Origin of the sequence: Halopseudomonas bauzanensis, assembly GCF_900114735.1 — a bacterium.
Lineage (GTDB): Bacteria > Pseudomonadota > Gammaproteobacteria > Pseudomonadales > Pseudomonadaceae > Halopseudomonas > Halopseudomonas bauzanensis.
The window spans coordinates 1,238,567-1,250,570 of record NZ_FOUA01000001.1 but is presented as its reverse complement, the minus strand read 5'-3'; the positions used below and the strand labels follow the sequence as shown (position 1 = coordinate 1,250,570).

Below are 12,004 nucleotides of genomic sequence, written 5' to 3'. Positions count from 1 at the left end.
CAATGCGAGCCAAGGCGCGCAGTAATCAGCCTGGTGTATTAGATCCAGGCGGAGATGTGAATCAGATCAGCTGCGTACGGGGAGGATGCCAGACAGTGTCCGGGCTTCGGATGAGGAGCGAGCGGACATATGGAACAGATATGAGCTTACCCAAGAGAATCGGCCACCCTTTCCCCCCAGGAACTTGAAGAAGAGAGGCGGGGTTACATTGTTGTTCTGCTTTGCAGGCCGAGGGTTTGTCCTGCTGCGCCTGTGCTCCGTGACATTCGTGCTCACCATCACCACTCAGCGTCGTGTGATGTATCGACGGCCAAGTCGACATATACAATTGTGCGACCCCATTAATGGGAAACGTAAGCGCTAATAACAGAAGCAAGAGTCGCATTATCGTTTTCATGGCTGATCCATAAGCAGTTAAACCAAGGTAACCATCCGGTGGTTCTTGCTGTATTTACACGGAGTATATGGAAAACATTCTGACCTGGGCCTGACTTGGAAATGACATTTACGTCATCGATCGGGTGGAGACATTCAGTCACTACGAGACGCACCGAGATAGTACCGTAGTAGAAGTAACCGGGTGTATTCCTTACGCAAATGTAATGAAGAACGTCTGAACGGGGTCATGTCATGCCGGTCGTATCCCATGGAAGCACCTATTGATGGGCTTCCAAAAAGTGATGTTTAACGATGAGTCAATGATTCCGGAGAACACAATGAATAATTCCAAGTACCAGTCCTGCATACAGGCATGTTGGGAATGTGCTCAGGCATGCGAAATGTGCGCCTCCTCGTGCCTGCGTGAGGAAGATGTGAAAGCGATGGCTCGCTGCATTGAGCTTGATCGGGACTGCGCAGATATATGCTCGCTGGCTGCGGTATTGATGAGCCGTAATAGTGAACTGGCCAAAGAGTTTTGTGCTTTGTGTGCGAAGGTGTGTCGGGCCTGTGCAGAGGAATGTGAAAAACATCAGATGGAGCACTGTCAGCGGTGCGCCGAAGCTTGCAGAAAATGTGCAGAAGAATGCGAGCGGATGGCGGTGTAATGCCGGGTTGCTGCCCTGTGGTTACCAACTTACAGGGCAGCAATGTCGTCATTTAATCCAGTTTGAGTGGTAACCGAACCTCAAAGGTGGTGGCCTCCGCTGTGGAGAACGCCCTGATCCTTCCTCCATGCGCTTCGATAATCGATTTAGTGATGGCCAGGCCAAGCCCCGCACCTTCGCTGCTTCGTTGGCGGGATGCATCAAGCCGGTAGAATCGTTCAAAAATATGATTCAAATGCTCTTCAGGTATAGGTGGGCCGGGGTTCTTTATGCGGATTCTTACGCTATCGGAGTGCGCTTTAAGGGTGGTCATCACGCTCTCACCCTCCGGAGTATGCCGGATTGCATTGGACAGCAGATTACTCAATGCACGACGGATCATCAGTTGATCGCCAAGCACATGAACCGGCTCTCCGGCATTCTCCAGCAGAACCTGCCGCTCTTCTGCCCAAGCGCTGAAGTAATCGAAAAGGTTTCTCAGCTCTGATTGGAGATCGATATCGACCAATTCCGGCTTAAGCAACTGATTATCAGCCTGAGCCAGGAAAAGCATGTCACCGACCATCTTGGCCATGCGGTCATATTCTTCGAGGTTGGAATACAGCACTTCCCGGTACTGCTCCACGCTGCGAGCCTGGGTCAGCGCTACCTCAGTCTGGGTGCGCAGATTGGTAATAGGAGTCCGTAGCTCGTGGGCGATGTCTCCGGAAAAGTCCGAGAGGCGTCGAAATACATCCTCAAGTCGGCCAATCATGTCGTTGAAGGACACCGTCAGCTCTACCAGCTCGGCAGGCACGGATTGCGGTTCAAGACGAATATGCAGCTGATCAGATCTGATGCGTCTCATCTCCCTACTGATACGTCGAATAGGAGCGTGCCCCTGATAAACGGCGAACCAGGTTGCCAGCAGGGCTATCAAGCACGCAAAAAGGGTGACAATCCGGAGGTAGCTTCGAAAACTGTCCAGATAATGCAGATGAAAGTCGATACCCGTGGCTACCGCGAGCCTGAGCCTGGAGGCGTCTTCAAGCCGGCCTGATTCGAGCCACAAGACCGCACCACGGAACGCTTCCTGGTGATCATTCCAGCTCTCAACCGTATCGATAGTGATGTTTTCTACGGGCCGGGCAGTTCGGGCGAAGGTGTCCAGATTGAAACCCGGTGTCGAGTAGATCAATGACCCACTCTCGGTCCTGATCTGGTACTGGGCGTTACGATGACCGGTCACCACGCTGATGAGGCGCTGGTCCAACTCGTCGGCGGACATATTGACCGGTACTGTAGCAAGAAGGCGTTGCAACGCATGAACCACTGAATTGAGCTCATCCACATCCTGCTGGACGAAGTGATTGTCGATCGAGCGCTCCATCATCCAACCAAAGGTGAGTAGCACAGCGGTTATCACCGCGCCAATGGAGACGGTGAGACGAACAACCAGGGACAAAGGGCGTCTTTTCATGGGTTAGCCTGGCTGCGTCACATCAAGCATGTAACCCATGCCGCGCACGGTATGAATCAACTTCGGTTCAAAGTCATCATCGATTTTCGCGCGCAGCCGCCGTATAGCGACATCGATGACATTGGTGTCACTGTCGAAATTCATGTCCCACACTTGGGAGGCGATCAACGAGCGCGGCAACACTTCCCCTTGTCGCCGCACAAGGAGTTCAAGCAGGGCGAATTCCTTATTGGTCAGGTTGATCTTCGTCCCGTGTCGCTGTGCACGGCGGCGAGGGATGTCCAGTACCAGGTCAGCCACCTGGAGCTGATCCTGAAAAACCGGCGCAGCACCGCGCCGTAACAATGTACGTACTCGTGCCAGCAGCTCCGAAAAGGCGAACGGCTTGACCAGATAGTCGTCCGCTCCCAATTCCAAGCCCTTGACCCGGTCTTCAACACTGTCCCGCGCGGTGAGAAACAATACAGGGGTGGTGGATCTGGCCTCTCTCAAGGACTGCATGATGCGCCAGCCATCTACATCAGGCAGCATGACATCAAGGACAATCAGGTCATACGAGCCGGTAAGCGCCAAGTGGTGACCATCGAGCCCGGTACGGGCGAGATCTACCACAAAGCCAGATTCCATCAGGCCCTGGCGAATATAATCTCCGGTTTTTACTTCATCTTCCACGATGAGAATCTTCATCGTTCACTCCGTTTCACTGTTCAGCCCAATAAAGCCAGACCATTTCATTGGTGTCGTTATCAATTCTATAGTCTGAACCTGCCCCCTACATTACGAGTAAATTACAAGTATGTAATGTTAGTAGTCTGAAGCCATATTATCTCGTTGAGAAAATCATTTTCTTCAGGACATGACAAAAATGTAATGTGTGCGGGAGCTGCCTGATCATCTTTAATCAATAAACATGTGGCATCATCATTCATGTAACTCCCTTTTATAAGAAGCCGATTAAAAACGCGGCGCCCACTGCCTGCTTATTTGAAAAGGTGCTCATCCATGGCGCACGGTCCATCCGAGTCTCACTGTCATCACCATACACCCTCCACCACGGGATCAGAGCTTGCTGATCCGGTCTGCGGCATGCGTGTAACGGCGGATTCTGTCCACCATGTTGAGCATGCGGGTCAAGCGCACTATTTCTGCAGCGCCCGGTGCATGGATAGATTCCGGCATGATCCAGATAAATTCCTATCGCCAGCCTCCCAGGCTCCCTCGCAAGCGGCCAAAGGCACAATCTATACCTGCCCGATGCATCCGGAAATACAGCAGGATCATGCCGGCATCTGCCCAAAATGCGGCATGGCACTTGAGCCCCTCATGCCCAGCCTGGAGGATGACAATCCCGAGCTGGACGATTTTTCCAAGCGATTCTGGTGGACCCTGCCGTTTACCGTCATTGTCACCGTGCTTGCCATGTTCGGGCCGCAGCTTGGCTGGTTCGAGATGGCGACGCAAACCTGGATAGAGCTGATACTGTCGCTTCCTGTGGTGCTCTGGGCCGGTCAGCCGTTCTTCATTCGCGGCTGGCAATCTGTGGTCAACCGCAGCCCCAACATGTGGACACTCATCGGTCTGGGTACCGGTGCAGCCTTCGTCTACAGCACGCTGGCAACCGTCGCTCCCGGTATATTCCCGGAAACATTCATGTCCATGGGGCGAGTGGCGGTTTACTTCGAAGCTGCCGTGGTGATCATATCCCTCACGCTGTTCGGCCAGGTTCTGGAGCTGCGCGCACGCTCCCAGACATCCGCGGCCATCCGTTCGTTACTTGGTCTCGCACCCAAGACAGCCCGCCGCATCAATGCAGACGGCACCGAAGAGGATGTACCTCTGACGCATGTGCATGAGGGTGACCGTTTACGCGTACGGCCCGGTGAAAAAGTCCCGGTCGATGGCATTGTTGAGGAGGGCGCAAGTTCACTCGATGAATCCATGTTGACCGGTGAACCATTACCCATCAGCAAGCGTCCCGGCGACAAGGTCATAGGAGCAACCATGAACACCTCTGGTGCGCTCGTTATTCGGGCGGAAAAAGTCGGCTCGGCGACTGTGCTTTCGCAGATTGTCCAGCTGGTAGCCCAAGCTCAACGCTCTCGAGCACCCATGCAGCGGATGGCTGATCTGGTAGCGGGTTACTTTGTCATGGCGGTGGTGGTTATCGCCATTCTCACCTTGTTCGTGTGGGGTATATTCGGGCCGCAACCAAGCTGGGTGTACGGTCTGATCAATGCGGTTGCTGTCCTGATCATCGCTTGCCCTTGTGCACTGGGGCTCGCAACGCCGATGTCGGTCATGGTCGCTACCGGGCGAGGCGCAACTCAGGGCGTGCTGTTCCGTGATGCAACAGCGATAGAAAACCTGCGCAAAGTCGATACGCTCATCGTCGACAAGACCGGCACCCTGACGGAAGGCCGGCCAGCGTTCGATCAAGCTGTTTCCGCTGGCGATATGCACACGGATGAAATCCTGCGCCTTGCCGCCAGTCTCGACCAGGGCAGCGAGCACCCTCTGGCTGATGCGATTGTCGATGCTGCGCGTGAACGCAATCTGGAGCTGAGCCCGGTGGAAGATTTTGACTCGAGTAGTGGCATAGGCGTGCGCGGCCAGGTTGAAGGCAGAACGCTGCTGCTGGGCAATACGGCACTCATGCAACTGGACAAGATCGATGTCGATAGCCTGTCTGATACTGCCGAGGAGTTGAGAACAAAGGGTGCGAGTGTGATGTACCTGGCGGTGGACGGCACATTGGCCGGTCTGCTCGCCGTTTCCGACCCCATCAAGAAAAGCACTCCAGAGGCGGTACAGGCGCTCAAGGCGGCGGGCATCAGGGTCATCATGGCTACCGGTGACGGTATCTCGACGGCCAGAGCGGTAGCCGCCCAGTTGGGTATAGATGAAATACATGGCGAAGTGAAACCGGCCGATAAACTGGAGCTGGTGGAAAAGCTCCAGTCCGAAGGCTGCATTGTTGCTATGGCGGGCGACGGTATCAACGATGCCCCGGCCCTTGCCAAGGCGAATGTTGGTATCGCCATGGGCACCGGGACGGATGTAGCGATGAACAGTGCGCAGGTCACCTTGGTAAAAGGAGACCTGCGAGGCATATCGATTGCTCAGAACCTGTCAAACAAAACTGTTCTCAACATGAAGCAAAATCTGGGTTTTGCGTTCATTTATAATGCGTTAGGCGTTCCGCTTGCCGCTGGTGTCCTGTACCCGTTCGCCGGACTGCTTCTGTCACCCATGTTTGCAGCCCTGGCGATGAGCCTCAGTTCAGCGTCTGTTGTATTCAACTCACTGCGGCTTCGGGGTTCCGTTTAAGCTTGATTCGTCGAGGGCATAACGGAAAATGGCGAGTTTCTACTCGCCATTTTTCTTTGATTTGTTAGCTATTAACAAACCCCCCGTTTTGCATGCTCTGAGTTATTGCTGACGCAAGGTGGTTTTTTTCTGTGCCTGTAGAATTTCAGGTGGCCAGGTACTTTTTATGTAAGCCAGCACAGCCTCAATATCCTCATCAACCAGAATATTCCGGTACGCAGGCATATCGCTTTCGTAGCCTGGCGGCGCAGTTCTGCCGGGCACCAAGCCGTTTTTTACCATATCTATCAGCATGGCGTCCGAGTGATGCCACGTGTGCCCGGTTTGATCATGGGGCGGGGCAGGTAATCTCCCATTGGGTAGACGTTGACGCCAGTTCTCCTGTCCTTGCAGCGACTCACCATGACACACCGCGCAATGTATTGTGTAGATGGATTGGCCAAGCGAGACCTGATTCTGATCGGCTGGATCTATAAACTCGGGTCCAGACACACGTGTGGCCGTATAGAGGAAGGCGACGGCGCCAACTATCGCAACGCCGATCGCTCCGAAGATTTTATTTCTTCCAGGCATCTATCTATCTCAGATGACTTCGACTTTGCCTACCATCCCAGCCTCGGTATGGCCTGGGATAAGGCATGCAAAATCAACCTTGCCCGGCTGATCAAACTGCCACACCAGACCGCCTACCTTGCCTGGTTGTAGAGTAATCATGTTCGGCTCTTCGTGTTCCATGCCAGGTGCTGCCAGCATTTCAGCTGCATGCGCCTTGAGCTCTTCTATTGAGCCAATCACCATTTCATGCGGCACCTGTCCTACGTTCTTGATAAAAAAACGAACTGTTTCACCAGCTTCCACCTGAATATCGCTGGGAGTGAAGCGCATGTTGTCATCCATGATGATTTCAATCGTCCGGGAGACGTTTGCCGGATCGCCAGGCTGACCCACTGCAGAAGTAGCTTGCGTCATGGTCGACATGTCATGTCCTTGCATCCCGTGCATCTCATGTCCTTGCATTCCATGCATGGCATGTGCGGAGTGGTCAACTGCTGCGATAGCAAAGGCTGGCAGCAGACTGAACGCGAGAATGGTAAAAGTCTTTTTCATAGTGAATGCTCTCCAAGAGTCGATTAGTGGGGTAGCTGATAGAACTACCCAGTTAAAAAGCCGTTGTTAGAAGCGGAAGCTCAGGCCAGTCACAAAGCGGGTTTCCTGTCTGGACTCTCCCGCTGCCCGGGCGTAATCCGCTGTTTTACTGAATTTGCTAGCCCATTCCACACCAACATAAGGGACCAGCTGTCGAGTTATTTCGTATTTAACGCGTAATCCAGCAGTGCCATCGGTCAAACCACTGCCGATTCCCCAGCGCTCATCGTCTTTGCCATGAAAGTTCACTTCCATCCGCGGTTGCAAGTAGAGTTTCTGGGTTAGTCTGATGTCGTATTCCGCTTCCAGGGCCAGGGCAGTACGTCCGCTCGGGCCGACGTAAGCGGTTGCATCTACTTCAAACCAATAGGGCGCCAGTCCTTTGAAGCCGAATGCAAGCCACTCACGATTCGGCGCGCCGTCAGCATGGTCAAATCGGAAACCAAGCTCCGTATTCCAAAAAGTAGAAACTGCATGGCGCCATAGCAGTTCCGTTTCGGACTCCCGGAGCTTGCCGCTGGCCACTTCGCCTTCAGCCTTGATGACCGCACGATTGTAGGTGCTGCCGTACCAGGCCTCGCCCTCATATGCAGCCCACTCCTCACCTCGCGCCTTGACGTACTCCAGTCGATCGAAATAAACGGAACCGAACTTATGCATATCCGACATGATGAGTGCATCTGATGGGGGGAGCGCAAATTTACCTGCATTGCGCTCAAACCCATCAGAGTAGGCATCGGGGTCGCGGGCATCAGGTGGGGCCGAGCCACCTTGCATCTGCATATCGCCGTGATCCATTTCGCCACTGCCATGATCCATACCTGACATTGAGCCATGGTCCATACCTGTCATGTCCATGGAGCTATGGTCCATATCCGACATGTCCATGGTTCCATGATTCATGCCAGCGGCCTCCGCGGGTACGCTGGACTTTGGTGCGGCAGGCATATGTTCCGCGTGCCCTGCATGTTGGGTTTGCCCATGGGCGAACAACGGCAGCACAACTCCTGTAACCATCGCCGCAGTAAGCAGTTTCTTTTTAAAGAGGCTATTCATGATCCGGATGCCTGAGCTGTTGAGTGTTGTTTTCATGCCACCACCACTTCACGAAACATCCCCGTGTCCATGTGCAGCATCAAATGACAGTGCCATGCCCATCGCCCCAGAGCGTCAGCCGTCACGAGAAAGCTGATGCGTTGAGCAGGTTGCACAGGAATTGTGTGGCGTCGTGCCAGAAATTGTCCGTCAGGCGTTTCCAGTTCACTCCACATGCCGTGCAAGTGCATGGGGTGCGTCATCATGGTGTCGTTGTGCAATATGATCCTGACCCGCTCGCCGTAATGAAAACGCACCGGCGTCGATTTGCCATACTCCACGCCGTCAAATGACCAGGTATAGCGCTCCATATTGCCGGTCAGGTGGAGCTCGATCTCACGCTCTGCACCGCGCGGATCCATCGGGCCGCCGATGGTGTGCAAGTCGGCCAGCGTGAGCACGCGCCGTCCGTTATTGCGCAGACCGATACCAGGGTCGTCCAGGTTGGTACGCGGTGTATCGACTCGCATATCAATACTCGCCCCGTATTCAGTCCTGGCGTGGCGTACTTCAGTACTGGCACCAGCTGCAGTCATTGCGCCATGGCCCATGCCGGCATGATTCATGCCCTTCATGTTGCCGTGATCCATTCCCGACATATCGCCGTGGCTCATCCCGGCCATGCCGCCCCCCATAGCGCCCATCATGTCTCCCATGGAAAGCCATTCGACTGGATCAATCGCTGGGACGGGCGCTTCAAGACCGGCATGCGTGGCCAGTGTGCCGCGCGCGTAACCTGTACGATCCATGGCTTGGGCAAAGATGGTGTGAGCATCATCTTTTGGTTGCACCAGAACATCGTAGGTTTCCCCTGGCCCGAACCGGAACTCATCTACGGTAACGGGTTCGACGTTGATGCCGTCGGCTTGAACAACGGTTAACTGAAGACCTGGGATACGGACATCGTAGAAGGTATTGGCGGCACCGTTAATGAAGCGCAGGCGGATGCGCTCCCCGGGCCGAAACAGCCCTGTCCAGTTGCCTGCGGGAGTGGTGCCGTTCATCAGATAGGTGAGTACGTCAGCTGACAAATCGGCCAGATCCGTCGGACTCATCCGCATCTCATTCCACATCTTGCGTTTATCAATGGCTGCCTTCAGCCCAATGCGGGAGGCGTCCTGAAAGAAATCTACTGCGGTAGGCTGGTTGTAGTTGTAGTAATCACCCTGCATTTTGAGCTTCGCCAGCACCCGCATCGGGTCTTCGTCAGTCCAGTCAGACAGCTGAACGACATATTCGCGGTCTGCACGAATTGGGTCGTCTTGAGCGGGATCAATAATGATCGCCCCGTAGACCCCGGTCGCCTCCTGCATTCCAGAGTGCGAGTGGTACCAGTAGGTGCCGTTTTGCTGCACTTTGAACTGGTAGGTGAAGGTTTCGCCAGGCTGGATCCCTCTAAAGCTGATGCCCGGCACGCCATCCATCTCAAATGGCAGGATGATGCCGTGCCAATGAATCGATGTGGTTTCCTTCAACCGATTCGTCACGCGAATGGTGACCGTATCTCCCTCACGCCAGCGTAACGTTGGTGCGGGCAGTGAGCCGTTAATGGTCGTGGCTATGCGGGGGTTGCCTGTAAAGTTGACGGCGGACTCACCTATCTCCAGATCGAACTGGGTACCGCTTAGAATATTAGCGGTGCCCGTTTTCGTGCCCGCGCCTGACAACAGGCCAGTCGCGCGCGCCAAAGGAGACAGACTCAGCAATACACCACCGGCTGCCAAACCTTGAACAAAACGGCGTCGAGACAAACCTGGGTTAAGAATGGGGAGTTCAGTTAAGTGTTTCACGCAATGAGAATCCTTTATCAGGTAGTTCGATGACTCAATGAGATACGCTGGGACTGGACCATCGGCAGCGGTTACTTGACTCTAGTCAAATCGAGCTGTCACACGAGTGACGCCTGCATTACTTTTTTGTAATCCAAGCGTCAGGAGTACGCGGCGCACTCAGAGAGGGATAGCGCTGTCGAGCGAACGAATGAATTTTTTAGCAGATTGAAATCCAATCACCTGAAAGTCGATTTCTAAGCCTTCCTGATCAAAGAAGATGATGCCAGGCGGCCCAAACAACCCGAAGCGTCGTAGTAACGCCTGATCCTCCGAATTATTGGCGGTCACATCAGCTTTCAGTAGCACCACATCCTTGAGACGTGTTTTGACCCGCTCATCGGCGAAAGTAAATCGCTCCATTTCATGGCAGGAGACACACCAGTCTGCCCAGAAATCGAGCATGACGTAACGCCCCTCAGCCCCTTGGATTAGCGAGTCAAGCTCAGCGAGACTGGCCACTTTTTCAAATTGCAGCTCGTTCGAGGAAGTCGGCTCGGAGGCGTATTTGCCTCCAAAGCCATCCAGCGGTTGCAGGACGTCACGACCACCTGAGAGAACACCAATTAACAAGGCCAGGCCGTAAACCAAGGCTATGACGCCAAACCCCTTACCGAAGCGTCTAAAACCAGAGGCGTTGTCAGGAAGGGGGTCCAGTGCTTTCAAATACATTGCGCAGACGATGAGCAGAGCAGCCCATAGTCCCATGTGAATCACCGAAGGTATGATCGGAGAGATCATATAAATAGCAACGGCGAGCAGAGTTACGCCAAAAAAACGCTGGACCGATAACATCCACGGCCCGGCTTTTGGTAGCAACGCACCTGCTGTAGTACCAAAGACCAACAAGGGGATCCCCATGCCTATGGCCATGGAGAAAAGCGCCACCCCGCCCAGAGCCACATCGCCTGTCTGGCCTATATACAACAAGGCACCAGCCAGCGGGGCAGCGACGCAGGGGCCCACAATGATCGCTGATAATGCTCCCATCAGGCCCACGCTGATCGTCTTGCCGCCTTTTGTACGGTTCGCGACTCCGAAGAGCTTGCCCTGAATGAAAGATGGCATCTGAAGCTGGTAAAAGCCGAACATGGAGAAAGCAAGAAGTACAAAAACACCTGCAAAACTACCCAGTACCCACGGGTTCTGCAGGTACGCCGTCAGCATCGTTCCGGCCAGACCAGCAGCGACCCCGGCCAGAGCGTACGTCAATGCCATCGCCAGAACATAAACCAGCGACAAACCAAAGGCATGCCTACGACTTAACGCAGGGCTGTGCCCTGCTATCAGTCCCGAAAGTATCGGAATCATCGGAAGCATGCAGGGTGTAAACGCTAGAATTAAGCCAAACCCGAAAAACGCAGCGATCAATGCCCAGGTGTTACCTTGACCGAACAACTCTCGGACAAGCGAGCTTTCTGATGTTCCAGCGCTTGTGGACTTTGGAGTACTGTTATTCCTGCCGGCTTCAAGATGTGCTTGAGTTGGCACATCGAGTGAAACAGACAAGGATTTTTGCTCAGGCGGATAGCACACGCCTACCGGATCGTTACATCCCTGGTAGGCGATATCCAGGGTCAGCATATCGGGATTCGACCCAGGAGGAATGCCGAGCGTGATAGGCACCTGTATGGCGCCAAAGTAAACCGGCACACGACCGAAAAGAGGGTCATCTATCAGCTCACTCGGTGGAAGCTCGACATGATCAATGACAGCATCGGCAGACTGAACACTGAACGCCAGCTTATCGCGATACAGATAGTAGCCGTCTGCTGCGATTAACGTGGCTATCAACGAGTCAGGACTGCTGGCAGTCAAAGATACCTTAAAGGCCTCGTCTGGTGGCAGCAGGGCAGGGGCAGCATCAGCGCCGCCAAGCCAGCCTTGAATCGAACCGAAAAAGCCGCTGTTGCCTGAAATAGAATATGACGATGTAGTGTCAGAAAAGGTAAGCGGGGAGCTGCGTTCTTGCGCTGAGCTGATGCTGGGTATGGACACCAGCATCAGTGCCAGGAACGATAAAATAATGCGTGTAAGTTTCACTTCACAAACTCGACAATAAAAACCTGCTAGCGTGATGAGCGGCGTTAAATCAGCTCTGT

Annotated in this window: 9 protein-coding genes; 2 read left to right on the top strand and 7 right to left on the bottom strand. The window is 54.0% G+C overall.

Annotation, left to right across the window (positions count from 1 at the left end; all coding sequences use genetic code 11):
* The first annotated feature begins 716 nt into the window (after positions 1 to 716).
* Positions 717 to 1,046, top strand: coding sequence for a four-helix bundle copper-binding protein (locus tag BM267_RS05740; protein ID WP_074778659.1), 330 nt, complete (start codon positions 717 to 719; stop codon positions 1,044 to 1,046).
* 52 nt (positions 1,047 to 1,098) lie between these two features.
* On the opposite strand, the gene BM267_RS05735 is transcribed toward BM267_RS05740, so the two are convergent.
* Positions 1,099 to 2,505, bottom strand: coding sequence for a Cu(+)/Ag(+) sensor histidine kinase (locus BM267_RS05735; protein WP_074777403.1), 1,407 nt, complete (start codon positions 2,503 to 2,505; stop codon positions 1,099 to 1,101).
* A 3-nt stretch (positions 2,506 to 2,508) separates the two neighbouring features.
* The gene (locus BM267_RS05730) at positions 2,509 to 3,192 is read right to left on the bottom strand and encodes a heavy metal response regulator transcription factor (RefSeq protein WP_074777409.1); all 684 of its coding nucleotides are present in this window, start codon (positions 3,190 to 3,192) and stop codon (positions 2,509 to 2,511) included.
* Positions 3,193 to 3,507: 315 nt separating this feature from the next.
* On the opposite strand from BM267_RS05730, the gene BM267_RS05725 reads away from it, so the two are divergent.
* Positions 3,508 to 5,832 (top strand): heavy metal translocating P-type ATPase, encoded by a 2,325-nt coding sequence (locus BM267_RS05725; protein WP_074777411.1) that lies wholly within the window; start codon positions 3,508 to 3,510, stop codon positions 5,830 to 5,832.
* Positions 5,833 to 5,934: 102 nt separating this feature from the next.
* On the opposite strand, the gene BM267_RS05720 is transcribed toward BM267_RS05725, so the two are convergent.
* The 5 genes from BM267_RS05720 to dsbD all read right to left on the bottom strand — a co-directional run bounded on the left by BM267_RS05720 (position 5,935) and on the right by dsbD (position 11,945).
* Positions 5,935 to 6,405: a c-type cytochrome gene (locus BM267_RS05720; protein ID WP_074777413.1), complete on the bottom strand. Its 471-nt coding sequence runs from the start codon at positions 6,403 to 6,405 to the stop codon at positions 5,935 to 5,937.
* Positions 6,406 to 6,414: 9 nt separating this feature from the next.
* Positions 6,415 to 6,939 carry a cupredoxin domain-containing protein gene (locus BM267_RS05715; protein WP_074777415.1) on the bottom strand — a complete coding sequence of 175 codons (525 nt, stop codon included), beginning with the start codon at positions 6,937 to 6,939 and terminating at the stop codon, positions 6,415 to 6,417.
* 66 nt (positions 6,940 to 7,005) lie between these two features.
* Complete coding sequence (locus BM267_RS05710; protein WP_074777417.1) at positions 7,006 to 8,070, bottom strand: copper resistance protein B; 1,065 nt, start codon at positions 8,068 to 8,070, stop codon at positions 7,006 to 7,008.
* Positions 8,067 to 9,863 (bottom strand): copper resistance system multicopper oxidase, encoded by a 1,797-nt coding sequence (locus BM267_RS05705; RefSeq protein WP_051610742.1) that lies wholly within the window; start codon positions 9,861 to 9,863, stop codon positions 8,067 to 8,069. The genes BM267_RS05710 and BM267_RS05705 overlap by 4 nt, the downstream gene beginning before the upstream one ends.
* 159 nt (positions 9,864 to 10,022) lie before the next feature.
* Positions 10,023 to 11,945 (bottom strand): protein-disulfide reductase DsbD, encoded by a 1,923-nt coding sequence (gene dsbD, locus BM267_RS05700; protein ID WP_218144696.1) that lies wholly within the window; start codon positions 11,943 to 11,945, stop codon positions 10,023 to 10,025.
* Positions 11,946 to 12,004 lie beyond the last annotated feature (59 nt).